General features: G+C 35.9%; 27 protein-coding genes and 2 pseudogenes. 22 read left to right on the forward strand and 7 right to left on the reverse strand.

Annotated elements, in window-relative coordinates; all coding sequences use genetic code 11:
- Nucleotides 1-133: 133 nt before the first annotated feature.
- Nucleotides 134-352: a stress-induced protein, KGG, repeat-containing protein gene (locus CEF16_RS17340; RefSeq protein ID WP_091587749.1), complete on the reverse strand. Its 219-nt coding sequence runs from the start codon at nucleotides 350-352 to the stop codon at nucleotides 134-136.
- 228 nt (nucleotides 353-580) lie between these two features.
- Here CEF16_RS17340 and CEF16_RS17345 point away from each other — a divergent pair, with 228 nt between their 5' ends.
- The 7 genes and pseudogenes from CEF16_RS17345 to CEF16_RS17370 form a co-directional block, all read left to right on the forward strand.
- Nucleotides 581-847, forward strand: a complete 267-nt coding sequence (locus CEF16_RS17345; protein WP_170032042.1) for an FAD-dependent oxidoreductase — start codon at nucleotides 581-583, stop codon at nucleotides 845-847.
- A gap of 449 nt (nucleotides 848-1,296) precedes the next feature.
- On the forward strand, nucleotides 1,297-1,431 hold the full coding sequence (locus CEF16_RS24950) for a hypothetical protein (protein WP_281259185.1): 135 nt from the start codon (nucleotides 1,297-1,299) through the stop codon (nucleotides 1,429-1,431).
- 13 nt (nucleotides 1,432-1,444) lie between these two features.
- Entirely contained in the window at nucleotides 1,445-1,831 is a 387-nt protein-coding gene (locus CEF16_RS17355; RefSeq protein WP_091587744.1) for a Rieske 2Fe-2S domain-containing protein, read from the forward strand.
- 18 nt (nucleotides 1,832-1,849) lie between these two features.
- Nucleotides 1,850-1,996 carry a hypothetical protein gene (locus CEF16_RS23875; RefSeq protein ID WP_170032045.1) on the forward strand — a complete coding sequence of 49 codons (147 nt, stop codon included), beginning with the start codon at nucleotides 1,850-1,852 and terminating at the stop codon, nucleotides 1,994-1,996.
- A 152-nt stretch (nucleotides 1,997-2,148) separates the two neighbouring features.
- Nucleotides 2,149-3,351 carry an FtsW/RodA/SpoVE family cell cycle protein gene (locus CEF16_RS17360; RefSeq protein ID WP_091587742.1) on the forward strand — a complete coding sequence of 401 codons (1,203 nt, stop codon included), beginning with the start codon at nucleotides 2,149-2,151 and terminating at the stop codon, nucleotides 3,349-3,351.
- A gap of 181 nt (nucleotides 3,352-3,532) precedes the next feature.
- A complete protein-coding gene (locus tag CEF16_RS17365) occupies nucleotides 3,533-4,423 on the forward strand; it encodes an aldo/keto reductase (RefSeq protein WP_091587741.1) in 891 nt (296 codons plus the stop codon).
- Nucleotides 4,424-4,603: 180 nt separating this feature from the next.
- A pseudogene (locus tag CEF16_RS17370) lies at nucleotides 4,604-5,201 on the forward strand (CobW family GTP-binding protein); the annotation flags it as partial.
- A 206-nt stretch (nucleotides 5,202-5,407) separates the two neighbouring features.
- Here CEF16_RS17370 and CEF16_RS17375 read toward each other — a convergent pair.
- Entirely contained in the window at nucleotides 5,408-5,749 is a 342-nt protein-coding gene (locus CEF16_RS17375) for a hypothetical protein (protein ID WP_091587739.1), read from the reverse strand.
- Nucleotides 5,750-6,070: 321 nt separating this feature from the next.
- Between CEF16_RS17375 and CEF16_RS25390 the strand changes: the two genes are divergently transcribed.
- The 3 genes from CEF16_RS25390 to CEF16_RS17390 all read left to right on the forward strand — a co-directional run bounded on the left by CEF16_RS25390 (nucleotide 6,071) and on the right by CEF16_RS17390 (nucleotide 7,120).
- Nucleotides 6,071-6,208: a nucleotidyltransferase substrate binding protein gene (locus CEF16_RS25390; protein ID WP_091587738.1), complete on the forward strand. Its 138-nt coding sequence runs from the start codon at nucleotides 6,071-6,073 to the stop codon at nucleotides 6,206-6,208.
- Between the two features lie 2 nt (nucleotides 6,209-6,210).
- Nucleotides 6,211-6,531 carry a nucleotidyltransferase family protein gene (locus tag CEF16_RS17385; RefSeq protein WP_091587736.1) on the forward strand — a complete coding sequence of 107 codons (321 nt, stop codon included), beginning with the start codon at nucleotides 6,211-6,213 and terminating at the stop codon, nucleotides 6,529-6,531.
- 64 nt (nucleotides 6,532-6,595) lie between these two features.
- Nucleotides 6,596-7,120 carry a M15 family metallopeptidase gene (locus CEF16_RS17390; protein WP_245917911.1) on the forward strand — a complete coding sequence of 175 codons (525 nt, stop codon included), beginning with the start codon at nucleotides 6,596-6,598 and terminating at the stop codon, nucleotides 7,118-7,120.
- A gap of 76 nt (nucleotides 7,121-7,196) precedes the next feature.
- Here the strand turns inward: CEF16_RS17390 and CEF16_RS17395 are convergent, their stop codons facing one another.
- Nucleotides 7,197-7,349 carry a YjcZ family sporulation protein gene (locus CEF16_RS17395; RefSeq protein WP_091587797.1) on the reverse strand — a complete coding sequence of 51 codons (153 nt, stop codon included), beginning with the start codon at nucleotides 7,347-7,349 and terminating at the stop codon, nucleotides 7,197-7,199.
- A 288-nt stretch (nucleotides 7,350-7,637) separates the two neighbouring features.
- Here CEF16_RS17395 and CEF16_RS17400 point away from each other — a divergent pair, with 288 nt between their 5' ends.
- From CEF16_RS17400 to CEF16_RS17410, 3 genes are all read left to right on the forward strand, one after another.
- Complete coding sequence (locus CEF16_RS17400; protein ID WP_091587735.1) at nucleotides 7,638-7,910, forward strand: HU family DNA-binding protein; 273 nt, start codon at nucleotides 7,638-7,640, stop codon at nucleotides 7,908-7,910.
- Between the two features lie 234 nt (nucleotides 7,911-8,144).
- The gene (locus tag CEF16_RS17405; RefSeq protein ID WP_091587733.1) at nucleotides 8,145-8,969 is read left to right on the forward strand and encodes an aldo/keto reductase; all 825 of its coding nucleotides are present in this window, start codon (nucleotides 8,145-8,147) and stop codon (nucleotides 8,967-8,969) included.
- Between the two features lie 355 nt (nucleotides 8,970-9,324).
- Nucleotides 9,325-10,791, forward strand: coding sequence for a catalase (locus CEF16_RS17410; RefSeq protein ID WP_091587731.1), 1,467 nt, complete (start codon nucleotides 9,325-9,327; stop codon nucleotides 10,789-10,791).
- Between the two features lie 129 nt (nucleotides 10,792-10,920).
- On the opposite strand, the gene CEF16_RS17415 is transcribed toward CEF16_RS17410, so the two are convergent.
- Together CEF16_RS17415 and CEF16_RS17420 are read right to left on the reverse strand one after the other, a co-directional pair.
- Entirely contained in the window at nucleotides 10,921-12,855 is a 1,935-nt protein-coding gene (locus CEF16_RS17415) for a coiled-coil domain-containing protein (protein WP_091587729.1), read from the reverse strand.
- Nucleotides 12,856-13,330: 475 nt separating this feature from the next.
- Nucleotides 13,331-14,551, reverse strand: coding sequence for a hypothetical protein (locus CEF16_RS17420; RefSeq protein WP_091587727.1), 1,221 nt, complete (start codon nucleotides 14,549-14,551; stop codon nucleotides 13,331-13,333).
- A gap of 192 nt (nucleotides 14,552-14,743) precedes the next feature.
- Between CEF16_RS17420 and CEF16_RS23370 the strand changes: the two genes are divergently transcribed.
- From CEF16_RS23370 to CEF16_RS17435, 4 genes are all read left to right on the forward strand, one after another.
- Nucleotides 14,744-15,919 carry a BMQ_0737 family morphogenetic spore coat protein gene (locus CEF16_RS23370; RefSeq protein WP_091587725.1) on the forward strand — a complete coding sequence of 392 codons (1,176 nt, stop codon included), beginning with the start codon at nucleotides 14,744-14,746 and terminating at the stop codon, nucleotides 15,917-15,919.
- Nucleotides 15,920-16,142: 223 nt separating this feature from the next.
- The gene (locus tag CEF16_RS17430; protein WP_091587723.1) at nucleotides 16,143-17,696 is read left to right on the forward strand and encodes a hypothetical protein; all 1,554 of its coding nucleotides are present in this window, start codon (nucleotides 16,143-16,145) and stop codon (nucleotides 17,694-17,696) included.
- Nucleotides 17,686-17,811 (forward strand): hypothetical protein, encoded by a 126-nt coding sequence (locus tag CEF16_RS24955; protein WP_255450569.1) that lies wholly within the window; start codon nucleotides 17,686-17,688, stop codon nucleotides 17,809-17,811. Before CEF16_RS17430 ends, CEF16_RS24955 begins: the two co-directional genes overlap by 11 nt.
- Before the next feature lie 16 nt (nucleotides 17,812-17,827).
- On the forward strand, nucleotides 17,828-18,223 hold the full coding sequence (locus tag CEF16_RS17435) for a M67 family metallopeptidase (RefSeq protein WP_245917912.1): 396 nt from the start codon (nucleotides 17,828-17,830) through the stop codon (nucleotides 18,221-18,223).
- A 492-nt stretch (nucleotides 18,224-18,715) separates the two neighbouring features.
- Here CEF16_RS17435 and CEF16_RS17445 read toward each other — a convergent pair.
- Together CEF16_RS17445 and CEF16_RS17450 are read right to left on the reverse strand one after the other, a co-directional pair.
- Nucleotides 18,716-19,826 (reverse strand): annotated as a pseudogene (locus CEF16_RS17445) (IS3 family transposase).
- Nucleotides 19,827-20,681: 855 nt separating this feature from the next.
- The gene (locus CEF16_RS17450) at nucleotides 20,682-21,395 is read right to left on the reverse strand and encodes a glycosyltransferase (RefSeq protein ID WP_091584115.1); all 714 of its coding nucleotides are present in this window, start codon (nucleotides 21,393-21,395) and stop codon (nucleotides 20,682-20,684) included.
- Between the two features lie 140 nt (nucleotides 21,396-21,535).
- Between CEF16_RS17450 and CEF16_RS17455 the strand changes: the two genes are divergently transcribed.
- The 5 genes from CEF16_RS17455 to CEF16_RS17475 all read left to right on the forward strand — a co-directional run bounded on the left by CEF16_RS17455 (nucleotide 21,536) and on the right by CEF16_RS17475 (nucleotide 25,764).
- Nucleotides 21,536-21,898, forward strand: a complete 363-nt coding sequence (locus CEF16_RS17455; protein ID WP_170032049.1) for a hypothetical protein — start codon at nucleotides 21,536-21,538, stop codon at nucleotides 21,896-21,898.
- Between the two features lie 256 nt (nucleotides 21,899-22,154).
- A complete protein-coding gene (locus tag CEF16_RS17460) occupies nucleotides 22,155-22,901 on the forward strand; it encodes a sulfotransferase domain-containing protein (protein ID WP_091584120.1) in 747 nt (248 codons plus the stop codon).
- 363 nt (nucleotides 22,902-23,264) lie between these two features.
- Nucleotides 23,265-23,897, forward strand: a complete 633-nt coding sequence (locus tag CEF16_RS17465) for a sulfotransferase family 2 domain-containing protein (RefSeq protein WP_091584122.1) — start codon at nucleotides 23,265-23,267, stop codon at nucleotides 23,895-23,897.
- Nucleotides 23,898-24,102: 205 nt separating this feature from the next.
- Complete coding sequence (locus CEF16_RS17470) at nucleotides 24,103-24,882, forward strand: sulfotransferase domain-containing protein (protein ID WP_091584125.1); 780 nt, start codon at nucleotides 24,103-24,105, stop codon at nucleotides 24,880-24,882.
- A 156-nt stretch (nucleotides 24,883-25,038) separates the two neighbouring features.
- Entirely contained in the window at nucleotides 25,039-25,764 is a 726-nt protein-coding gene (locus tag CEF16_RS17475; protein WP_091584128.1) for a glycosyltransferase family 2 protein, read from the forward strand.
- The last annotated feature ends 28 nt before the right edge of the window (nucleotides 25,765-25,792 follow it).

Raw genomic sequence — 25,792 nt, forward strand, 5'->3', positions numbered from 1 at the left:
CTGCTTAATAGAAAGCTTTGTGAAAAAACTTTTGTAGGAAGAAACAGTACTTTTGTGATAAGATGTGAAGCATAAGGGTCTTTTTAGCGGGAGTCCCTTTTTATTCGCAGCGCCAACGGTAATCTCTTCTACTTTAGCGATTACTGTTGGCGTTTTTAGATTGAGCCCCAGAGTTTCGCCCGTCCTTCTGGCCAATTTCTTCAAAATGCTCTTGGCCATACTTTTTACTCGTTATTTCTCCGCCTTTTTGGCCTATTTCCTCAAAGTGTTCTTGACTGTACTCTTTGCTGGTTGTTTGTCCTCCGCGTTTGCCCGCTTCTTCTCTGCTCATTTTGCTTTGACTTCCAGCCATCGATTAACCCTCCTTTCTATCGTTTCTATGACGCTTTACCACCTTCCTCACTCCCTCAAACCTGCAAATCTCTTCCTGCCTTCCAAATTAACTAAATTGTAATGAAAGAGAATTATATTTAACTGTTTCTAAGAAGAAAAAAAGGGAAACAGGCCAATAGAAATGAAAAGGGAGGAAAATCATGGTTTATAGTTCTCGATCGGAGGTCCCTAAATATGCCCGGTTATTTTGGCTGCAAAAGGTAACCTTCCATCTTTTCCGCCTTTAAATAAGGATGCTGCTGTAGATGTAACCATTGTTGGAGGTGGAGCAGCAGGTATAACAACGGCATATTTACTGGCAATACAAGGGGTGAAAACAGCCCTTATTGAGGCCGATATCTTACTAGGAGGCACCACAGGACACACAACCGCTAAAATATCATCGCAATATGCAATGATTTATGATGAGATCCTTCAAAATTTCGGTGAAATAAACAGCTCAACTGTATTATGAAGCAAATGAACAAGCTATTTCTTTAATAGAAATACGGCAGAAAGTCATCAAATAAAAGGTGATTTTATCAAGCAAGATGCATATCTTTACACGAGTACAGAAGAGGGAAAAAAGAAAATACAAAATGAAGGGGCTGCCTATGAAAAATTGGGATAAACGGTGGATATGCTTTAAATGAAGTGGAACTTACCTATCAAGTCAAGGACGCTCTCGTTATTCGAAATCAGGCCCAGTTTCATCCTGTAAAATATTTTCAGGAGCTAGTACGGGTTATTCAAGATAAAGGCGGGTTGATTTTTGAGCAAGCAAGGGCAATAGATATAACTCATCAGTCTCAGCAGGAGAAGGGCACACTGCAGGAAAACCCCCGGCCAATACTTTTCAATGCAAACAAAAATTTTGGAATTGAAGAAAATCTTTTTAGGTGATCTGCACAAGATTTAGTTACATTGGATAAAGTTCCATATATAGGTCCTATGGTTTCTGGAAAAGAAAATGTACTAGTCGCTTCTGGCTTTGCAAAATGGGGAATGTCAGGGGCAGCATTAGCTGGATTATTACTCAAAGATTACGTGTTGCAGTAACAAAATCGGTACCATGAAGTATTCACCCCCTCATCGAAAAAAACGAAAAAAATCAGATATTACTGCCTTTGTAAAAGAAAATGCTGATGTAGGAAAAGAGTTTGCAGAAGGGAAATTAAATAAAGGACGGCAAAAGGCAGAAGATCTCACCCCTGATGAAAGAGGTCTGGTGAATTGGAAAGGGAAAAAAGCAGGAGACTATAAAGATGAACAAGGAAGAACATTTTTAGTTGAAACGAAATGCACTCACATGGGATGCGGTGTAAAGTGGAATGACACAGAACGGTCGTGGGACTGTCCGTGCCACGGTTCGCCCTTCGAATATAATGGCAAAGTTATCGAAGGACCGGCGACTACTCCATTAAAACTAATAAATAAATCTAACAGAGAGGAGTTTTAAAATGATAGAAGAAAAAATATGATGGCAGGACGAAATGAAGATTCTCCAGAACAGAAAATAAAACAGCAAAAGAAAGAAAAAGATCCAGACCCGCAAAGGCAAGTAGATGAAAGAAACACGGGTAAAGAAAGTGAAAAAAATCCGGACGATTTTTTAAATAAATAAGAATTATTTTTTCATAAGGGGGAGTGCTTAGTATTGTTTACATGACCTATTTGCATGGGATATACTTTTTGGGGCAGCCCCATCCCTTCTAAGGCAGAAAGCTGATATAATTTATTATAGACATCTGCAGAAAGGGAAGAAAGAGATGATATGTGTGGTGGACTATGCAAAATAATATAAAACATGATAAATACGATGTTAATCTTTTTTTTGTGCTTTTTTTATTCGCTGTAGCCAGCTGTTTATACATATATAACGCACAGGAAATGGCTCAATATGATACAAATTTTGTCATAAGGCAAGCTGTATTTTTTATTTTAGCCTTTACCGTTGCCTTCGTCGTACTTCATTTTGATTTTGAATATTATACGCATTTATCTTGGATTTTATATGGCTTTGGCCTAGCTTTATTATTATTTTTAGCAGTGGCTCCAGCTTCTATTGCCCCTCCAAATAAGGGAGCTGTAAGGTGGTTTGAATTTCCTGTTATCGGTTCGTTTCAACCTTCTGAGTTAATGAAGATATTTGTTATTCTCGTTTTAAGTAACATCATTAACAAACATAATTTACAACATACCCATTCATTGCCCAACGATTTGAAACTTCTTGCAAAAATGGCAGCAGTCGTCATTGCTCCCATTCTGTTTCTTGTTAGACAGCCTGATATGGGAATGGTAATGATGACCCTTTCCATCTTTATTGCACTGGTTATTGTATCGGGTGTTTCCTATAAGATTATAACCGTTTTGATCGGCGGTCCTATATTAGGGTTGGCAGGATTCATTTATGCTTTTTTTCGTTACCCCGGTATTGTTGAACAGTATATCTTTTCTAATTTATCTGCTTATCAAGTGAGACGCTTCTACGGCTGGTTAAATCCTTTTGAGTTCGTAGATGAAGGATATCAAACAGCTCAGGCTCTTACCCTCATTGGTACAGGAAGAATGTTTGGTTCTGACGCAGATGTATATTTACCTGAGGCTCATACTGACTTTATTTTTGCTATTATTGGTCATACTCACGGTTTTGCGGGGGCCGCTTTTGTAATTACTCTTTATTTTATCCTTTTGTATATGATTATCATGACAGCTTTAAGGTCCCATAATCCGTTTGGAACCTATATTTGTTCTGGTATTGCTGGTATGCTGGCTTTTCAAGTTTTCCAAAATATTGGTATGAATATTGGATTGCTTCCGGTTACAGGCTTTACGCTGCCGTTATTGAGTTACGGAGGAAGCTCTCTTCTAACGACGATGCTGGCTATTGGCTTAGTAATGAGTGTTCGGTATCATCGTGAAACCTTTATGTTCTCTGCTTCTGAACATTCAGGTAAACAAAAGAAAGCAAGGTTTTAAGAAGACCTCATGGGCCGAAAAAGCTCATGAGGTTTCATAATGTATAAGAATACCTGTATATTTACCTCTATACCGTATTTACAATATCGGCATGATAGTGTTTTTTACGTTCCAAAAAAACAGGAAAAGCACAAGAAATAAAGAAAACAACACTCAGGACTCAAAGAAAGGTGGATAGAAAATGAATGATTTTGACGAACATAACATCCAGGAGACCCTAAAAAAACGTGTGGTGACATTAGCAGATGGCACTCAGCTTCCTTGTTTAGGGCAAGGGACATGGCATATGGGTGAAAAGCCTGGGGAAAAAACCAAAGAAGTAAAAGCATTGCAGCTAGGTATAGATTTAGGTATGACTTTAATAGACACAGCGGAAATGTATGGAGAAGGGGAATCCGAGCGTGTTGTAGGTGAAGCAGTACACGGCCGTCGAGGTACCGTTTTTTTAGTTTCTAAAGTCTATCCTCACAATGCCGGTGCTGAAACAATTAAAATAGCTTGTGAAAATAGTTTAAAACGTATGAACACGGAGTATTTGGATATGTATCTCTTGCATTGGCGGGGAGGCATCCCTCTAGAAGAAACAATAGAGGGAATGGAGGATCTGAGAGCAGAAGGCAAGATTAAAAGGTGGGGTGTTTCCAATTTTGACACTAATGATATGGAAGAGTTGTGGAATAACGAAAATGGATCGAACTGTGCCACAAACCAAGTTTTATATCATTTAGGTTCAAGAGGGATTGAATTTGACTTGCTTCCCTGGCAAAGAAAGCACCGAATGCCGGTGATGGCATATTGTCCATTAGCTCAAGGCGGTACATTGAGGAAACAATTAACCACCCATCCTGTTATAAAAGAGATTGCTGAGAAGTATCAAGTAAAACCATTACAAATTGCCCTTGCCTGGACGATAAGAAATAATCATATTATTTCTATTCCAAAAGCTGTTCAAGAGCAGCACGTGATAGAAAATGCAGCCGCCGCTGGAATCGCATTAACAAAAGAGGAAGAGAAAAAGCTGGATAAAGCGTTTTCTCTGCCATCAAGAAAAACACCGCTTGATATCATATAATGAATGGTTCAACGAGCTGTCTAAAATCAATAGGCAGCTCTCTGATTCAGCACTTATACCCTTTACTTTAGATCTTCTACCTTGATTTTCAGTTCTTCTTTCTCTCAATTCAGTTCTTCTTCTCTTTGATTCATCTCTTCTATCTTGCTCTTCGGCTCTTCTTATTGAAGGATAATTCTTATGAACAAAATCCCTGTCATAGTGTTAAGCGGGTACCTGGGTGCTGGGAAGACCACTGTATTAAATCATATTTTGACAAATCGTGAAGGGCTCAAGGTTGCTGTCATATTTAATGATATGAGTGAAATTAATGTAGATGCAGGATTAATTGAAAGTGGGGGGGTTTAAGCGTCAAAAGAGAAAATGGTGGAGATGTCGAATGCATGTATATGCTGTACTTTAAGAGAAGATCTGTTGATAGAAGTGGAGAAGTTGGAAAAACAAGGAAATATTTATTACATCGTTATCGAATCTTCCGGAATAAGCGAACCGATACCGGTAGCTCATACATTTAGTTATGTAGATGAAGAAATGGGTACTAAATCTTACTCGATATTGTGAGCTGGACACTATGGTTACAGTTGTAGATGCTAATCGTTTTTGGGAAGATTTTTTAGGTGAAACATTGTTAGATCGAAAACAGTAAATAAGTGAAGAAGACGAACGTGAAGTTGTTGATTTACTAATTGATCAGGTGGAATTTTGTGATGTTCTCGTCTTAAACAAAATAGATGTGGTTCCTGAACAAGAAAAAGAAAAATTAAAAGCATTTCTTCAATAGCTGCAGCCAGAAGCTAAAATAATGGAAACGACTTATTTGTCAGAGAATAAGTCTTGTTACTGTTACTCAAGGTAGGGTAACCCCTCTCTAGTAGATTTGGTCGTTTACTCTGAGGGGTACCCTACCTCTTTTTTGTCTCAAATTGTTTACACAAACTGTCTTACATCATCTTAAGAGAACAGGCATAAAACTTTTGATTTGAATTAAGCATTATCATCTAAACGTACATGCATATACTGACCGGCTATTTGTGCTGCCTCATCAAGTTGAACCTGTACATGTCGCACACTACTGATAAATGTCTTAGTGGGTTCAAAGTTCGCAATGACCGAGCCCGGTATAGTTCGATTTACTTCACTTCCATTAAATAGAATATATCTAATATTTATATCTGCACTTGAGTTATTTATAATAGATACTGCATAATTTCCTGGAACTCCATTTTCAATTAGGGTATAGAACGGGGCACCCGGAGTAGCATTAAATCCAAATGTCCCTTTCCCAATAACTTTACCAGCACCTTCTGTGTTCTCTGGAAAAGGCAAAATAATCAACTCCTTTTAATTATTTTCACTCTATTGAATACATATACTTCTTTTTTAATGATAGAGTTAGAACTATATTAGTTCCACAATATATAAGTATGTCTCTTAATACAGTTCGTATGGACTATGGTAATAGTACTTTGCACATTTTTATAGTTATGGATTCGGCTGCACTTGGTTGAAGATTCGATAAGGTCATATAGACTTAGTTCAAATCAACGCTAAGGGGGATAGATATGACCAGAAGAAATAGAAGAAATTATTCTAAAGAATTTAAAGAACAGATCGTCCAACTGTACTCTTCAGTAAAACCCAGTTTGGATAGATGCTTTGTCTAATCGGAACTTAACAACACACACTTATGATGAAACAATGGCAGAGAAAATAATATCTTTAATCATTAATAAATATTTCTCGGCGATAAAAGCGCTACAGCAAGTTTTAAAAAAGGAAGTGTAGGTATGTTCGGTTTATTAGAAAGAGACATTATGTATATACGGAAAGCTATATCTACATTTCCCTCTGTAGAAGAAGCAATCATTTTTGGCAGCCGGGCGAAGGGTAATTATAAAAAAGGGTCAGATATAGATCTTGCTGTAAAAGGTACAAACCTAACAGAACAGGAAGTTCGAGATATTTACGAAAAATTAAATGAAGAGTATCCCATTCCTTATTTTTTTGATGTCCTCCATTATGATACTTTGCAAAATAAGAAGTTAAAACAACATATTGATCAAGAAGGAGAGCCATTGCCTCTAAAAACGGACGCTTTTACAAAGTAAATAAATTGACATTACCTCACTTCTGTAATATCTTTTCCTTATTACTGAAGAAAGGATTTGGGAGTTGCGAACGAATGCTGGCTGGGATATGACGTTGCTTTTTCTTTTTGGGGCAGCAATTTTTTTCTTATGGCCCAAAGAAGAAACACCGGAAGTCACCCCAGAAGAACTGACAGAATTAACAGAACTGCATCCTATCGTAGAAGAAAAGAAAAATGAGCTTTTGCGCCGCTCTGAAGAAAAAGGAATAAATATAGAAATCATCGAAGGATACCGCACACCGGAAGAACAAAACAATTTATATGAAAAAGGCCGGTCGCAGCAAGGGAGTGTTGTGACGAATGCTCAAGGGGGCGAATCGTACCATAATTACGGCTTGGCGATTGATTTCGCCTTAGAAACAGAAGATGGAGAAATAATATGGAATACCGAATATGATGGAAATGAAAATGGGAAATCCGACTGGAAAGAAGCTGCAGAAATTGCGAAGGAACTTGGATTTGAATGGGGAGGCGATTGGCCGGGGCTAAGAGATTACAGTCATCTTCAGTTAGAAACAGATTTAAGTATGCATGAGCTTCAACGATAGACCAAAGAAATAAAATAAAGCCTCTTAAAGGGAGTATATTCTCTAAGAGGCATTACCTGTTACTCTATTCAAACCCCTATTTATAGCCCCCATACCACCACCAGGCGGCACCGATGATGATGACTAAAATAAAGAGCACTATAATCAACCCTGCTCCGTATCCGCCGTAACCTGGAAAGTATCCAGGACCATATCCAGGGCCGTAACCTCCAACAAAACCCATTTTAATCTCTCCTTTGGAAAAAATTTGGTTTCTATATATTTGTATGAAACGAGGAGAAAATACGGTTAGGTTAGTATCTTGTTTCATAGTTTTCTACTGGCTGTTCTAATAATCATCAAACATAAAAAAGGGTAAGTGGACAGGATTTTCAATATTTGCTGCGACACTATCAAGCCAATTAATCAAACGTTTGATTAATTGAAAAACTGAGTCAAAATAAATTTTCAGCAGAAAAAGGTATATTTCTTCTTTATATTGAAAGAATAATAGATACAAGCATAAGGAGGGAAAAGAATGAATAAAACAGATCTTATTAATCAAGTTGCTGAACAATCCGGGTTAAGTAAAAAAGATACAGAGGCTGCAGTAAATGCGACTCTTGAAAACATTGAAAAGTCACTAAAATCTGGTGAAAAAGTGCAATTAATCGGATTTGGGAATTTCGAAATTCGAGAAAGAGCTGCACGAGAAGGTCGTAACCCGCAAACCGGTGAAACGATTAAAATACCTGCTTCCAAAGTTCCTGCTTTCAAACCAGGGAAACAATTAAAAGAAGCAGTTAACTAAAAAATAAGTGAATGTCTGCACCTGTTTATTATGAGAATAAACAGGTGTTTTTTTCGTGAAATAAGCTTTGAGCAGGAAAAACAAGAATTACTAGCTTCTGTGTTATACTTTTTTTGTACTTTAGGAAAGTTTAACTTTGCTAAAGGATCAAAGTATAAGTAAAACTACGGCTTCCGCCATAGGACTTGGCGGTAAGCCAAGTTTTTCTAATTAGTTAGAAAAAGGAGCGATTCCATGGAATTTGTTACGCTGAATAATGGATTGAAAATGCCTCAGCTTGGCTTTGGAGTATGGCAGGTAGAAGATGAAGCAGCAACACCAGCTGTGAAAAAAGCTCTTGATACAGGTTATCGTTCTATTGATACAGCAGCTATCTATAAAAATGAACACGGTGTTGGGAAAGCTATCAGTCTTTCAGACATTCCAAGAGAAGAATTGTTTATCACAACAAAAGTTTGGAATGCGGATCAAGGCTATGACCGCACCCTTCAAGCATTTGATAAAAGTCTTGAGAAAATCGGATTGGATTATGTTGATTTGTATCTGATTCATTGGCCTGCTCCAGAACATGATGACTACATAGAGACTTACAAAGCCATGGAAAAGCTTTATCAAGATGGACGGGTTAAAGCAATTGGAGTATGCAATTTCGATACAGAACATCTTCAGCGGTTGTTAGATGAATGTGAAGTGAAACCGGTCCTCAACCAAGTAGAATGTCATCCGTATCTCGCTCAAAAGGAGTTAAAGGAATTTTGCCAGCAGCATGATATTTTTATAGAAGCCTGGAGTCCTTTGATGCAAGGCGGAGACGTGCTTAATAATGAAGTTATAACAAAATTGGCTGAAGCGTACGGCAAAACACCAGCCCAAGTTATCATCCGCTGGCAATTGCAAAACCATTCTATTGTTATTCCAAAATCAGTAACACCTGCCCGTATTGAGGAAAATTTTAGCGTGTTTGATTTTGATCTAACCGAAGAAGATATGGACAAAATCAATAACTTGGACCGTGGGGAACGTAAAGGGCCAAAGCCGAGTGAAATGAATATGAGATAAAGGAAGAGGGCGTCTTTTTGACGTCCTTTTTCCTGTTTCAAAAGTAAACCCTCCAAAGCGTTTGGTAACATTAGAATTGCCTTATCATTTTCACATTTTGTCTTTTCATGTAAGCAGATATTTTTTCAATTATGTTGGTTTTTGTTACATTTTTAACAGGAGAAAAAATCATAATACATATTAAAAAAGCATCTAATAATAAAGATTATTTTTATTTAGGACTGTCATAAAAGGGATGGAAGGAAAAATCTACATTTTATAACATATATTAAATTAAAATAATTATAATTTAGTATTGATTTTTTATTGATAATTGTTATCATATATTTATAGAAAAGATAAGAGGTGATCTTACATGAGTAATAAAAACAATAAACATCTCACAACTAGCTCAGGTGCTCCAGTAGGTGATAATCAACATTCCTTAACAGCTGGTTCGAGAGGTCCGACCTTAATACAAGATGTTAATTTATTAGAAAAACTTGCTCATTTTAATCGTGAACGTATTCCAGAACGAGTGGTTCATGCTAAAGGAGCAGGTGCGCACGGCTATTTCGAAGTAACAAATGATGTATCAAAATATACAAAAGCAAACTTTCTTAACGAAGTTGGCAAAAAGACACCGATGTTCATTCGGTTTTCTACGGTAGCAGGAGAACTAGGTTCTGCCGATACTGTACGAGACCCACGCGGTTTTGCTGTGAAGTTTTACACGGAAGTAGGGAATTATGATTTAGTAGGAAATAATACCCCTATCTTTTTCATACGCGATGCAATTAAATTTCCGGACTTTATCCACACTCAAAAACGTGACCCGCGTACACACTTGAAAGATCCAAATATGGTGTGGGACTTCTGGTCGCTCTCACCGGAATCTCTTCACCAGGTCACATACTTACATGGGGACCGCGGGCTGCCGGCAACACTTCGTCATATGAATGGGTATGGAAGCCATACATTTAAATGGGTTAATGAAAAAGGGGAAGTCTTCTGGGTAAAATATCACTTTATCAGTGAGCAAGGCGTTAAAGCATTGGATGACCCCGTTGCCAATAAGCTGGCAGGGGAAAATCCTGATTATCATACAGAAGATCTTTTCAACGCTATTGAAGAAGGAAATTATCCAGCATGGAGATTGTACGTGCAAATTATGCCGTATGAAGATGCTAAAACGTATAAATGGGATCCATTTGATGTAACAAAAGTGTGGTCCAAAGACGACTATCCACGGATCGAAGTAGGTCGTATGGTTCTTAACCGCAACCCTGAAAACTACTTTGCCGAAGTAGAGCAGGCTGCGTTTTCACCTGGTCACTTTGTACCTGGTATTGAAGCTTCTCCGGATAAGATGCTGCAAGGCCGTTTGTTTGCCTATTCGGATGCCCACCGTTATCGTGTTGGGGCCAACCATGAACAGCTTCCTATTAATCGTCCGATCAGCGGAACCAACAATTATCAGCGTGATGGATATATGAGAGCAGACGATAATGGCGGCGGTTCGGTAAACTATGAGCCAAACAGCTACGATGGCCCGAAAGAATCAGAAGAAGCCAGAATCAATCCTTTTGAGGTAACTGGTCAAGCAGACAGTGTGAACTATGATAGTGAAGATCATTATACGCAAGCCGGAGATCTTTACCGTTTAATGAGTGATGATGAAAAAGATCGTCTCATCAATGCTGTCGTAGGCCATATGAAACCAGTCAAAAAAGATGAAATCAAGCTTCGCCAAATTAAACATTTCTATAAAGCTGACCCGGAATACGGCCGCCGTGTTGCAGAAGGACTTGGATTGGAAGTTCCCGAAGAGCAGGAAGTTTAAAAATTAATAAATTGATTCTCTCTTTATTCTCTAAAAAACGGGTATCCGTTCCTAAATAGCTGGATGCCCGTTTTTGTGATGTTTTTGTTCTAAAATAAGGCCGCTCCCTTGCGGCCTTACTGAAAGCATTTAATCATCAGAAGTGAAAAGTTTCTCTTTTAATGAGTTGATATCATTGGTTTGCTGTTTAATCTCTAATTCTAATTGATGGATTAATTCTTCACTTCCTTTTAGGTTGTCTCCATAATCATTTATTTTTACAATGAGCTGTTCAATCTGCTGTTCTAATTCTTCAAGTCCTTCTGGATGATCTAAGCCATTTTCAGAAGGTTCTTCCGTTTTTTCCATCGTAAAATGATTAATTTCATCCTTTAATTCATGAATTTTTCCCATCATTCCTTCATGCAGCGTTTTAAAGTGAGAAAGTTCATCTTTATAGATCTTGTTTTCTTCGGTTTGCTGGACAAATTTATTTTGAAGGGCTTGCTTATTTTCTTCCATGTGTTTGAGTTGAACAGCTAAGTCATTGTTTTGGTGTTTCAACTCATTCTTCTGGGCTTTCTCCTGTTCAAGAAATTCATTTAATTGCTTAATCTTATCTTCATTATTTAAAAGGGCATTTCTATATTCCTCTAGTTTTTTTTGTAAATTATTAATAGAAGACAGATGAATTTCTGATTCTTTATTTATATTGTCGATTTTGGATACAAGCTGGTGGTTTTCTTTTGAAGAAATATTCCATTTTTGCTCGAGCTCTTGTTTCTCCGTTTCGGCTTGTTCTAACTGATAAGAAAGTTGATTAGCATGATGCTGCAAGCTTTCCTTTCCGGATTTTTCTTGTTCAAGCAGTCCGTTTAACCGTTGTACTTCCTTTTCTTTGTCTGTCAGTTTCTTTTTATATACCTTTACATCTTGTTGCAAACCGGAAATAGAAGAAAGATAAATATTCACTTTTCTCGAGATGTCTGCGATTTTGCCAGCAAGCTGTTGTTTTTCTTCAGAGGCCTTATACAATTTATTTTGAAGTTCTTGTCTCTTTTTTTCCTTTTGTTCTAATCGATAGGAAAGTTGGTTAGCATGATGCTGCAAGTTATCCTTTTCGAACTTTTCTCGTTCAAGCAGTTCACTTAGCTGTTGTACTTCTTTTTCATTGTTTGCCAGTTTGCTTTTATGCGTCGTCACCTCTTCTTGTAAACTGCTTATAGAGGAGAGGTGGACGTCTATGTCTTTCGTCATGCCCTTCATCTTTGTTTCAAGCTCTTGATTTTCTTGGTGTAAATCACTGTTCAAATCGTTTAGTCGAGTGATTTCTCGCTTGAATGATTTATTTTCTTCGGCGACTGAAAGAAATTCATGATGAAGTTGGTTTTTATCATTTTCTAAATCTTTCTGTTGATGTTCCGATTGCTCTAACCGATAAGAAAGCTGGTCAACTTTATTTTTTAACTCATTGTTCAGGGAGGCTCCTCTGACCAATTTATCTTCCGTTTCTTCAAGTTTCGACCTACTTTCTACTTGTTTGTTTTTATATTCATCTATTTCTTCTTGTAAACGTTGAATGAGAGTATTTTTTTCATTAACTTCTAGATTGGTATTGTCAAGCTCTATAGAAAGACGGTTGTTTTTCTGCTCTATGCCATCCATATTTTTCAATAATTTAAGATGTTGTTTTTCTATGTGGTTCAATTTGTCTTGTAATGCTTTATTTTCATGTTTGCTCTTTTCTAAGGATTCGGCATACTGAAAATTCACGGTTTTTAAGTCTCTTATATCATCTGCTAATTTTTTGTTTATATTTTGCATGTTTAATATGACATTCTTCTTTTCATCCACTTTTCTTTGTTTGCTTTCTTCTAATTGCTTTTTTTGGTACTCCATTTCTTCTTTCAATTGCTCATTTTCAAATAATAATTTTTTGATTTGATTATACTTCTGATTCGTTTCATATTCTCTGACTCTAGCTTTGTATTTCTCAAGTTCCGATTTATAGTGAATGAGCTTTTGCTGCAGCTGAAATTCATCACTATGATAAACCTCAGCCTGTGAAGTTGGTTCATTATACATTTTCAAGTGCCTCCCTTAAATTGTTTCTGATCGCTTGACGGGCCTTAGTTATATGTATGGGAAAGATCCACGTAATATTTAGAAATTTTGAGCTTTTATTGTAGGTGAACCTTAAATTTATAATTTTTCGTTCACTCTATTCCTTTAGTAAAGTTAAAAAACCTGTGAATCTTCTTGATTCACAGGCATTCGTTCCTCAGTCTAGACCTGAAGAGCTATATTCCGTTCTATACTCATGTTGGACGCGGATAAAAGGATATAAAATATACTATAAAAACAGACCAATTAAGGGTAAAAATATAATAATTTAATATAAATACAGATCAAATGAAAGGGTATAAATATATAAAAGCAAACGAACCAGATTCAATAAAACATTTATTATTTAATTTTATCTGTTACTGTAACCCATCACCCCCTCTTCTTACTTCATCTTATGGATAAGAAGAAGAAATGATATGCCTTTTACCCAATATTAAAAAGAAAATTTAATATCATTATTTGCCGTGAAGGAAATGTTTTTGTCTTGAAAATAAACAACACTTCGGACGATTGCCATACTTTTCTCTTCGGGTGTTTCAATGGTTAATTGAAAGTGCGGTAAAGAGGCAGTTTCTCCAGGTGAAATAAGAAGCTCTTCAATCGGACCAATCCAGTATTCTCCTCTCTCTTGGGCTTTTTCAAACCAGTCGTCCCCCATAAACTTCCACCCTCTCATTCCTCCCGAGCTTTGGACGCCAAGTGTGTCTGCCATTTCCGGCGGTATAATCTGTCCGCCTAAATTAATGGATTCAATCGGCTGAACCTTTATACAAATGAGAGGGTTAAGTAAATCCGTATTGCCTGTATTTGTTATATTTAAATCTCCAGTAGCCATAAATTGGTCTTTAGACTTGGCAGCGTGGACCGTGTAATTAAAGTATACTTCAGCATTTGATCCCTTTGCTGCAGACAGGGTTTGATTGGCCGGAGAAGTAGAGGCCTGTTGTTGACTAAAGGTATGCTGTGGCTTATTCGATTGGACTTCGTTTGTCTCTTGATGGTCGTTTTCGTCAAAAAAGGCACGGAGAAATACATTTGAAATAGAGGTTGCTTTTTTATCAAGGTTGTTACAAAGATATTGGCTTAAGCCAAGCGCTAAGCTGAGGCTGATCTTGTTACGAAATAACTCCCAATCTTCCTTATTATAATGTTTTGGCATTTCACATTCTAACGTTAGATACGGGCCGCGGGCACGGGTGTCTGATTTATCCTTGTTAAACTCATGCTCTATATGAAAAGCCTCAAATTGATGCTGAATAAAAGTTCTTAGACCTTTTTGTTTAGGGTTGAGACTAAAACCAACCTTTACGAAAGGGGAATCGATGCTGTCGATGAAAGAGATGGAAGTCAGTTTGAAAAATATATTGTTACCAAGTAATGATTCATCATCGGTTTTCTCTTTTATTTTGACACCTGTTTCCATTAAAAAGGATTTAATTTCTTTTCTTAACTCTGTTTGATACGTATCCTCTTCTTTCTTATTAATAATTGTGATTTCTTGATTGTTTAATCCAGATTGAAGATTTAGCCTCCTATTTTCCAATTCCCATGACAAAATATACCCTTGTGCTTCACAGTATTGAATAAAAGGCACAAGCGAGGCAGACTCTACCTTGCCAATATGTTTATCATGAAAGCTCACATCTATTTTCATCTTTTTCCTCCTCGAAAAATACATGACACTCATGGCTTATTTTATGAACCACAGCTTAAAAAAATGAAAGAGAAAAAATACAATACGATAGCTGAATTAAGAAAAATCACTCTTAATGCCCATACCAATTTGTTCCACCTTCCATATTCTATAGTGTGATATGAATATACTCATGTGAAAGGAAGGATTGTAGTGAATAAACGCAGACCAATTAAGGGCTCGCAAACACCAACACCGACCCCTACTCCGCTGGATCCAAACGATTTGGCTCCAGAATGTATTAAGGTCGACAAAGTATATGACTGGGTCTTCTTTTCTAATCAGGATGAAAATAAAAACTTCATACCCGACGAACAATGCCGTAAAGAAGTCAGTGAAGCTTTAGCAGCAGGCATAGAAGTAAATGTTAAATGTTTTCCCGCTGATCCAGAAGATGTGGAATGCCGTGCGAAAATACTAGAACACGGAAATCCAGGAAGAGTTTCCATCGTTTGGACTGTTCCGGTTAGAATAAAAATATTTATTAAAAAGAAGAAAATTTGTTCCTTTACTGTACGTACTCAATTTCAAGATGAGGTTATGCTATGTGTTCCAGAAGGAATTAAAGATAAACACATTCATTGTAAGGCAACAGATGTACAATGCAGCAGTTCAACCCTTCCATTGATGGGGCCAGATCCGTTTGGGCCTATGATTCCTGTAAGAGTGTTGTTATGTAAAGACGTACAAGTAGAATTTCCAGTAAAACTTGAAGTCTTAGGGAAGTTCTGTTTCCCACGTCCGAACGATATTCCAGTGCCAAACGGGCTAGAGTGTCCATTAGATGCATTTGAATTCCCGCCGCAGTGCGATTTCTTCCCTGTAGACAACTGTGAATGTCAAGCAACTGCACTAGCTAGAAATGAAGAAACATTTGCTACATTTGGTACGGATGGAACGATTGTGACAGGAACGTCAACATTAGAAGCTGAAATTTGCCAAGAATGTGCACTTGCTAATAGTCGTTTCACTTACTCATTCACTGATACAGACGAAGATGGACCAACGCCAACGCCAACACCAACGCCAACACCGTCTCCTGACTTCAGCTTTACGTTTGAACCTACAACAATTGATGAAGTTTTATGTAACACAGAGGCAGGTTCCTTAAGTGTGTTTGGTGAAGGGGAACGTTCTTTCAATGGCACACCAGAGCATGTATTTTATGAGCTGCGAATCTTTAGTGACCTTGCTGGTTTCCAACTAATTCTTCGCAATACTGCTGGTGCTATAGTATTTGATAGCGGTATTGTAGACGCCTTGGTTAGATTCGATGAATGTGACACTTTTGCTGACCTTTTAAATAATAATGTCAATGGTAACGGCTAAATATGAACAGGGGAGGAGACCCTCCCCGTTTTTTACACTGATAGGAAAGTATAAAATTTTAGAATGTATGAATCATCGACGTCGTTAAAATTTTGAGGAAATCAGTATAAGTGCAACTATGCAATCGCCTGTACCTAAAGGCTTGGCGCTAGCCAAGTTTTCTTTAACATAAACATTGGTTTATACATATATTTAAATATATGCATATTAAGGTGGGGGCAATATGTCAAACGAAGAAATTGTTCAGCGAAACAATGAACAAAGGGTTGTTCTCCACGCCATTCTTCATTTTGAAAAACGTATAAAAGGCAAAAACAAAGAGCTAGATAATTTGAGCAGAAAATTAAAAAAATTCGATCAGGAAGGATCCCAGATTAGGAGGGAATTAAAAGAAAAAAAGCAATACCTAGAATCAATTCAAAACACAAAATTATATGATGCTGGGGAAAAAGAAAAATCTGAGCTGCATGCTATGAATCGTTTATTGAACAATATAATGGAATCCGTACATTCTCTGCAGCAGGACAGTGAAGATAAAGAGGAAGAATTAAAGCAAAAAGATAAAACAATAAATCAATATAAAGATAAACAATTGGTCTTACAGCAAAGAATAAGAAATTTACAACAACAGATTTCAAACAAAGAATATATAGCAAGAACTCTAACAAATCAAGTAAACCAGAAAAATCATATGATAAATCTTCAAAATGATACGAAGAAAAGAATGATGAAAGTTATTCAAGAAAAAAACAAATCGTTAAAATACTTTAAAACAACAAAAGCAGAATGGAAAAAAAGAAATCATCAAAAAGAAGAAGACCTTAAAAAATATAAAAGCAAAACCATCCATTTAACTAATTTGATTTTGGAATATGAAAATAGAAGAAAAAATACGATAAATGACACCATAAATTTTTCTAAGATAGAAAACAAATTAATTTGTACGTTGAACAATTTAGAAGAAAAAGTGCAAGATAAGCAATTAGAATTTGAAACGTTAAAAAAGAATAACAAAGGATGGTGGATGGAAGTGTGGAATATTTGGGGCAGCGATAAAGAGCAGGAACGGGAGTCCCAAGAAAAAATAGAGAATATAAGAGAAGAGATAGCAGAATTAAAAAGTGAATTTAATAATTATAGTAATATATTTAAAGAATTAAATGAAAATATTCAAACAAACCAAGAAAATGATACTCATTTATCAACTCTGCTGAAGGAATTAAAAGAAACCGTTAACAGTTATAAAGAAAAAGAGGAAGATTACTACAATAAGGAGAGTGATATGAAAGAAAAATATCAAATCCAAATGAATGAAATGCATGAGAAGTACCATACTTTAGAGCAGCGTTATACTTCTCTTGAGAAGAAATTAGAACAATATAAAGATAAAGAAAAACAATATGAAGCAGAGGTTATTCAATTAAAAGAGAAGCTCCAGAAAGAGGAACAACAAGAGGCTGATAGAGAAAATGAACAGCTGCAGATAAAAGAAAATTATGAACAAAAATTGAAAAATCTTCATGACAAAATGAGAAAATATGAAAAGAACATGCAGGCGTTAAAGAAAAGGTTAAACGAAAAAGATAAGCAAATTAAATCTTTGCAACAGAGAAACTCGTCTCCCCAAAGCCAGGGAAGCAATCATTCAACAAATATGCAGCCTAATATGGAGGATTACTATAATATTCCTCGTCCATCACAGTCTAAAACGACTGTTTTTAATCCTTACAAATATATAAATGATAATAAAGGAGGAGAAAAAAAGAATGAAACCTAATCGTGTTCGTGAAATTTACAGACGCCATAAAGCTGCTTCGATAGGAACACCTATCGGTAATAAAAAAAGTGCTAAACCGAAAAAGCGCAAAGGCTGTGGCTGCGGAGGGAAATAATAATAGAAACAACTGTGTGTTTATAAAAAGAGCTGTTTGGGAAGAAATGATTCATCACTGTAAAGAAGAGTTGCCAATGGAAGCATGCGGTCTACTCTCAGGAAATAATAGGAAATGTGAAACTCTCTGGAAAATGAAAAATGTAAAACAAAACACACACTCATTTGAAATAAGTCAAAAAGAAATAGACAAAGCATTTCATTCGATCGAAAAAAAAGGGCAAACATTAACAGGCATTTACCATTCTCATCCGACTGGAGCACCGTATCCTTCCCATCAAGATATAGTAAACGCTCACTATCCTAAGGCAGCATATTTTATTATTTCCTTGGTTCCTAACATTCCTCAAGTAAAATGTTTTCGAATTATAAAAAATAGAGTGATTTCTATTGAAATTAAAGTAGTTAATTAAAGGATAGTTTGATTTTCAAAAGCATATGAAAAGCGAAAGAATGATTAATTAGGGTTTAAATAGATAAATAAATCCTCGAAAAGGTGTCTGTCCGACAATCTTTTCGAGGATTTTTTATGGGAAGAAATTAATATTTGTTATTGGTAATGTGTCCATTGTATTTACAATCATATAGCATATTCTGATGAATATAGAGGGTTCTATATTTTAATTTTAAGGAAAAACTATTATGTCCAATAAATTTAATACAATAAAGAAAACAAATAATAAAGATAAACTTCTTATTTTTATGCACATTCCTAAAACATCTGGAGGGACATTTTGTTCAATCATACAAGCTAACTATACTAACACTGTAAGTTGGCATAACAATGAATATCTAAGGAAAATAAAAGATACTATTGAAAACTCTGATGCATTCAGGCCATGTTTTTTATGGTATGCACCCAATGTTTTCAAAACTGGTATGTCAACACTAAATTGGACAAATATTTAAAGGTGCATAGATTTGTATTTAGTCGGCGTTAAGTAATCCAATGATCCATGAATGCGAATGTTGTTGAACCAATGAACGTAACAAATAGTTCAAGGTCAAGTTCGTACTGGTTGGGGAAGCTACGGGCGTGGGTGAACTCTGTTTTGATGGTCTTAAAGGTAGCTTCAGCGACGGCGTTGTCATATGGCGTTCCTTTCTCACTCAAGGATCGCTTAATACCAAAGGTTTGAAGTGTCTGGTCGATAAGTTGATTTTTAAACTCACTGCCTCGATCGGTATGGAACAATTCGAGCTGATGAAGATTATATTTCACTGATGCAAAGGCACGTTGAACCAAAGCTGCGTCTTTATGAGGACCAGCACTGTAGCCGATGATTTCTCTGTTATATAAATCGACAAGAACACAGATGTAATGCCATTTCTGTTGGACACGAACATACGTTAAATCGCTCACAATGACCTTCCGTTCTTTGTCCTGATCAAACTCTCGATTTAACGTGTTTCCTACCTCTGATTCGTTACAAGCAGCTTTAGAAGGTTTATACTGAGCGACTGTATACTTCGAGACTAGTCCTTGTTCTTTCATCATCCGTCCGATACGGCGACGGGAAACCGTCCAGCCAAGTTTTTCAAGTTCTTTTTTTATCTTTCTCTGTCCATAAATATTTCGACTATCTTTAAAAATGTTAACGATCAATCTCGTCAATTCTTCCGCCTGATCATCACAAACTTTGGCTTCATAATAATACGTACTTCTTGGAATTTGCAGGACGTCGCACATTGCTGATACCGAGTATTTGTGACGGTTGTTTCGGATCACATCTACTTTCGTCCCATGATCAGCGCGGCCTGCTTTAAAATATCATTCTCCATGGCAAGTTTTTGGTTCTCTTTCCGTAGTCGAATCAGTTCTTCTTGTTCAGGAGTGCGGTTGTCTTTCTCTTCAAAGGACCCACTAGTCCGGGATTGATGAACCTACTTATCAAAGGCAGAAGGCGTTAGCTCGTATTCTTTGATAATTTCGGCTCTTGGCTTCCCGGAAGCGTGCAGCTGGACAATTTGTTCTTTGAATTCTTTTGTAAAGCTTCTTCTTGCTCGTCTGGTCATATTCATTCTCCTCAGCGTTTATTTGATCTAAGTCTATATGACCTTAATGAATCTGTCCAACTAAGTGTAGCCTATCCAAACCTTCCTATTATATTATTATGATGCGCGACCCTATTGACCGTATGATCTCAACGTACCTTTATATTAAAAGGTTTAGCGGGGCGGCTCAACATTCCCAAGTGAAAAATATGAGTTTTAACAATTGTTTTAAGCAAAGAATTTGAAAAACAAAAATTTTCAGACTCGTTTTTTGTGGAGGCGTCAAGTTATCGAAAATAATCAGTTAGATATTCAATTATATCAATTTGCAAAACATCTTTTTGCAGAGAGATTTCATTCCATTCGAAAAAAGCATGACTGAACGACTTAGAGAGTGAATAAATGAACTGGTCAGATTCCTTTTTGAAATAGGTATATTCACTGTTTCAAAGGAAGTTAAGCTATAAATATTTGGCAGCAACCCAAAAGCTTTGTAAGAATTCTCCATTAAAGCGTTCCATCATGGAGTTAAAATTAGGTTTCGTTTTAAATTGATTATTAGCCCCCTAACACATTGAACACGAAATATTGCTTTACATGGAGAAGTTAAGCACGGTAGGCTGTGGCACCCCTATTTATCAAAACACTTGAAGACACATGATGAGCGATTAATGGAGTTATTAAGGATGTGGATCTTTCAAAGGAAAAACACAAAAAATATGGTATAGCTAAAATTCCGAGTATTGATGTTTTTGCGTTGAATATTGGAAAAAAATAAAATGATGAATTTAATGAAAAATAATATAAATCTACAACGTTCAGATACATTTAGAAAAGGCAGTATTGAAGATTGGAAAAAGGGGGTTTTGTATATTACTACCTTTTATTAAAAAAATTTTTAATTATTGGACTATATTTTGTTCTAATCCTATTAGCTTCTTGTACTAGAGCGGTATTGTTTTTCACTGATCCCATTCCCTCGTGATAGCGATATCGTGTTAGAGGTTGATTTATATAACCAAATGTATAATACTGGACAGCCCGAAGCCAAAAGTCATAGTCATGGGCATAAATTAACTTCTCATCAAAAAAACCTATTTTTTTGAAAATATCTGCCCTCATCATTACAGTACAACCATTAATAAAACAGGTCTTTAGAAGATTTTTACTAAATATTTTTCTATGAGCATAGGAGGTTCCAGCTCTTGGGTTTGTTATGGATCCAGCTTTATTTATTATGGAATAATTAGTATGACTAATGGAGAGATTTCGCTGCTGCATAAACAATACCTGCTTTTCTATTTTACTCCTTTCAAATAAATCATCTGAACTAAGCCAAGCAATATATTTTCCAGTGGCATTTTTTATCCCCATATTAAGAGCACTTGCGGCTCCGCCATTTCTTTTCTCAAAATACCTAAAAGGTTTCATTTTCCTTATTTTATGAATGTTTGATTGATGGATAGTTGAACCATCGTTTACCACTATAACTTCAATATTGGAATACGTTTGATTCAAGGCGCTGTAGATCGCCTGACCTATAAATGGACAGTTATAAAATGGAATAATAATAGACACTTTTATGTTCATTTTTTTAACTCCTTAAAAAACATCTGATGTAATTTCATAAGTGCATCTTCCTTTATTAAAACACGAATGTAGATACACGTTATCGCTTTGAGTTATGAAATTCATTCATCTAGTAATCAATAAATATCTTATGAATAAACATGGTGAAGGGTGCATTAATTAAAATTAACGGCCTAGGAGGAAGCTCAAACAAAAAGGTATTCAATTCCATTTTCTTTATTATAAAAAAGGTTCAGGGATACAAAATATTAAGGAAAAGATATATATCACCAAAAAAGATCATGAAATTCAATCCATTAATTTATAAGGGAAAGTATGAAGCAATCATAGTTAATACAGATAGCGAAATGGTAAAAAAAATTAGGAATATGGGATACCAAGGAAAAATTATTTATGAAATTCAAGGGCTTGGATCTTTTGAAACGGCTGAAACATTTTTAAGACATGTAAAACCTACAAAGCACGTACGGATAGCATTCTATACCTACAAACACCACATTTAAAATATGAATACTCTATACAAATCTAGTTAACATAATGAGAGGAGAATAGTATTATGTACGGTAAATGTTAGTTGCCATAAGTCATTCAGTTCAAGTTATATGTAATTAAATAAAACACGTTATAGATCTTAGTGGTATATGGTAGACATTCTCAGTTAACATAATGCTCGTTTTCAGAAGTTTTTTTTCCTCTTAGTCCAAATCAAATTATAGATTAAGCATACTTTAAAACTAGGGAAGATAAGGAGGGGACAATATGATTTCAGAAATAAAAATACCGGCATTTTTCGTTAATTCCATTCCAAAGAGTGGTACAAATTTATTAAAACAGCTATTACTAGGGATTCCTGGGCTTTCCCATATTCCAAGTAAACATGAATTTTATGGAGGTCGACTTAACCAAGATGCACGGTTAAGACTTCAAAATATGAAGCCAAAAGAATTTGGAGCAGGTCATGTTATGTACTCAATGGAGTGGGCTAACCTGTTCAAAGAGCTAAATATGAAGCAAATTATTATTAGTAGGGACCCACGTGATATCGTTGTTTCCTATGTTCAATTTATAAAAAGGTTCCCGACACTAAGCCCCTTTTTTTCTTTCGTCGTTAATAACTTAAAAACAGATAAAGAACGATATTTAACGATAATTCGCGGTTTAGCAAACATGCAACGAGATATTAATGGTTTGATTCGTGGTTTCATAGGTTGGTTTAATAATCCAAATACATTGCATATTACTTTTGAAAGCTTAGTTTCTAGTGTTGAATCCCAAAATCGAACGTTAAATCAAATTGTGAGTTTTCTAATCAAGTCAGATTTAAATAGAAAACAAATTATTAATAAAATGAAACAAAATATAATTCCCGCCCAATCGTTGACGTTTCGAAAGGGGATAATTGGGGATTGGAAGAATGAATTTGACTCAGAAACAATCGATACATTTAAAAAGGTTGCCGGTCAGCTTCTTATCGAATTAGGTTATGAACAAGATCTACACTGGTAAATATATAGACTTATAAAAGACAGATGGCGTCAGCTCGTTTTCTTTGATCATTTCGGCTCTTGGTTTCCAGACAGCTGGACGATTTGTTCTTTAAATTCATTCGAAAAGCTTCTTATTGCTAGTCTGGTCATATTCATTCTCCTCAGTGTTTATTTGAACTAAGTCTATATGACCTTCTCGAATCTGTCCAGCTAAGTGTAACCGGTCCAGAAGTTGCCATAAAAATGTTCGTAAAAGTACACTTTTTTTGTATAACATAAGAAAAAATGGCGTTCCTTTTAAATAAATCCTACACAAGATATACTAAAGAACTTTTTTAAAAGAGTATATGTTGTTCCTATGTTAGGAAGGGGAATAAAAACAATGATAATTTCACATAAATATAAGTTTATTTTTTTGAAAACTAAAAAAACAGCGGGAACTAGTATTGAAATTTCACTGTCAAGGTATTGTGGTGAAAGTGATATTATTACTCCTATATATCTACCCGATGAAAAGATTAGAGAGGCTCTTGGTAATTCTCCTCAAAACTATCAGATGGGTCATAAAAATTTTTATAATCACATTTCTGCAAATGAAATAAAGGCGCTAATAGGCGAAGAGATATGGAACTCTTATTATAAGTTTTGTTTCGATCGAAATCCTTGGGATAAAGTTATTTCTCTTTATTATTTTAATGTAAAAGACCTTAAAAAAGAAAGTTTTGATGAATTTTTAGAACGAGGAAAGTATAAAGGTGCGTATAATTTCCCTATTTACACAACAAATAATTATCCAGTAGTGAACTATATTGGTAAATATGAAAGATTACAAAATGATTTAAGATCAATTTGTAATAAAATTGATCTTCCTTTTGATGGATGGTTGCCAAAGGCAAAAGGCAACTTTAGGAAAAATCGACAACATTATAGTACCCAATATAATAAATCTCAAAAAGAAATTATTCAAAATTATTTTAAAAAAGAAATTGATTTACTTAATTACAAATACTTTTAAACTACAAAGCTGCTTCCTATATTTTTTATAGTGGGCTTGTAAATTTTCACCAAAAGAAGGTCACTGAACCCGTTTGTAATTATCACCAAAAGAACTGGATAAGAAATAGTTAGAATTAATAGGGAAGTTATCCAATCATCGTCTTGAATAACACATATGATGTAAAAAACCTTTTAAAATTTGAAAAGGAAGAGAGGCGAAAAGATTGGAAACACAAAAAACACAAGGGTTACCCCCATTTTTACTAAATACGATTCCAAAAAGTGGAACCCATTTGGTGAAGCAGATGTTACGAGGCATTCCAGGGATGAAGCATCACCCAGACAAAGGAATGTTCGGACATATGCAATATCAGACACCTCTAAAACTTGAGAGGATGAAAGATCTTACAAAGAATGAATTTGTAAATGGTCACCTGTTTTATAGTACAGAGTGGGAGACGTTTTTCAAGGAATTGAACATGAAACAAATATTCGTTTACAGAGATCCACGAGATGTCGTCGTGTCATATGCCTATTTCATACCTACACTTAAAATTCATCCTTTGTACGATACGTTTAATCAGGAAGGTTTCACTCATCGTGATCGTATCAAGTTCCTCATAAAAGGTGGCCAACCGACTGACCCGAAAAGAGATTATCAGCCAGATGTATTGGAGTGGTACAAGAGCTTTTCAGCATGGATTGGAAAAGACAATGTACATCCGGTTCGATTTGAAGACTTGATTTCTTCTGATAAAGGTAGGTTGCAAGCTACACATAGGATGGTTAAATTCCTTTGGAGTGATCTTCCTATGCCATCCACCAGACAAAAGATGGTCGGGAAAATGATTCGGAATATCGACCCAGACACTTCACCGACATTCCGTAAAGGAAAAACCGGCGGATGGAAAGATGAGTTAGATGGGGAACTCCGATCGTTATTTAAAAAAATCGCAGGTCCACTACTGATCGAACTTGGCTATGAAAAGAATGGAGACTGGTAATGCATGAAAGGACGCCCATTTATATTTATTTGAGCGATTATAGGGGCTTGTCTATGCTTTTCTGATACCAGTGTCATAGGTTAATAGAAGAAAGTTGAGGTAATGAAAGAGGTTCGGTATGAAATTTTATAACAGATTGAAACGAGGAAAAACACGATGGAAAATTTGCCGAAAATAAGTATCGTCATACCTTTTTACAATTGTCCTTATATCGATCAAGCGATTAAAAGTGCACTAAGGCAGACCTATCTAAATAGGGAAGTGATCGTAGTCGATGATGGCTCGACGCAACATACAACATTAATCAAACCTTTTTTAAACCAAATCCGATATATAAGGAAAGAAAATGGCGGAACTGCTAGTGCTTTGAATACCGGAATCCAATCTTCCACAGGAGAATTGATAGCATGGTTGAGCTCAGATGATGTATTTCTCAGGGAGAAACTGGCTAAGCAAGTTAAATTCATGCACGAGACAAATGCGGACATGGTATATACCAATTTCAACCTGATCAATGAAAACAGTGTAGTATTCAAAAAAGATGTAGGATTGATTCTCACTAGTAAGCTTGATTTTTTCAAGCAGCTTCAAAAAAGCTGCCCGGTTAATGGAAGTACGGTATTGATAAAGAAAGATATCTTCTCATCGGTCGGTTGGTTCGATGAAACGTTGAAGTATACTCAGGATTACGATATGTGGATAAGGATGGGCGTTAAGTACGACTTGAAAGGCCTGAACGAATCTTTACTGAATTATCGGAAACATGACAATATGGGATCGAAAAGGTTCGTAGAAGAACAGTGGAAAGAGATTAAGGCTGTACAAGAAAAATATAAAGGAATACTGGCCAGACTTGTTCAGCAAAGAGGCCGGAATCGATGAGGACTGTTCCCGAGACGATGATTTAGGA

Origin of the sequence: Alteribacillus bidgolensis (genome assembly GCF_002886255.1) — a bacterium.
GTDB classification, from domain to species: Bacteria; Bacillota; Bacilli; order Bacillales; family Marinococcaceae; genus Alteribacillus; species Alteribacillus bidgolensis.

Coding starts and splice junctions, on each gene's coding strand:
- CEF16_RS17450 (WP_091584115.1), bottom strand. CDS start 21,395: ATGAACATAAAAGTGTCTATTATTATTCCATTTTATAACTGTCCATTT.
- CEF16_RS17475 (WP_091584128.1), top strand. CDS start 25,039: ATGGAAAATTTGCCGAAAATAAGTATCGTCATACCTTTTTACAATTGT.
- CEF16_RS17420 (WP_091587727.1), bottom strand. CDS start 14,551: ATGAAAATAGATGTGAGCTTTCATGATAAACATATTGGCAAGGTAGAG.
- CEF16_RS17405 (WP_091587733.1), top strand. CDS start 8,145: ATGGAATTTGTTACGCTGAATAATGGATTGAAAATGCCTCAGCTTGGC.
- CEF16_RS17410 (WP_091587731.1), top strand. CDS start 9,325: ATGAGTAATAAAAACAATAAACATCTCACAACTAGCTCAGGTGCTCCA.
- CEF16_RS17400 (WP_091587735.1), top strand. CDS start 7,638: ATGAATAAAACAGATCTTATTAATCAAGTTGCTGAACAATCCGGGTTA.
- CEF16_RS17355 (WP_091587744.1), top strand. CDS start 1,445: ATGAAGTATTCACCCCCTCATCGAAAAAAACGAAAAAAATCAGATATT.
- CEF16_RS17430 (WP_091587723.1), top strand. CDS start 16,143: ATGTCAAACGAAGAAATTGTTCAGCGAAACAATGAACAAAGGGTTGTT.
- CEF16_RS23875 (WP_170032045.1), top strand. CDS start 1,850: ATGATGGCAGGACGAAATGAAGATTCTCCAGAACAGAAAATAAAACAG.
- CEF16_RS17455 (WP_170032049.1), top strand. CDS start 21,536: ATGGTGAAGGGTGCATTAATTAAAATTAACGGCCTAGGAGGAAGCTCA.
- CEF16_RS17385 (WP_091587736.1), top strand. CDS start 6,211: ATGTTCGGTTTATTAGAAAGAGACATTATGTATATACGGAAAGCTATA.
- CEF16_RS17365 (WP_091587741.1), top strand. CDS start 3,533: ATGAATGATTTTGACGAACATAACATCCAGGAGACCCTAAAAAAACGT.
- CEF16_RS17340 (WP_091587749.1), bottom strand. CDS start 352: ATGGCTGGAAGTCAAAGCAAAATGAGCAGAGAAGAAGCGGGCAAACGC.
- CEF16_RS17460 (WP_091584120.1), top strand. CDS start 22,155: ATGATTTCAGAAATAAAAATACCGGCATTTTTCGTTAATTCCATTCCA.
- CEF16_RS17465 (WP_091584122.1), top strand. CDS start 23,265: ATGATAATTTCACATAAATATAAGTTTATTTTTTTGAAAACTAAAAAA.
- CEF16_RS17415 (WP_091587729.1), bottom strand. CDS start 12,855: ATGTATAATGAACCAACTTCACAGGCTGAGGTTTATCATAGTGATGAA.
- CEF16_RS24955 (WP_255450569.1), top strand. CDS start 17,686: ATGAAACCTAATCGTGTTCGTGAAATTTACAGACGCCATAAAGCTGCT.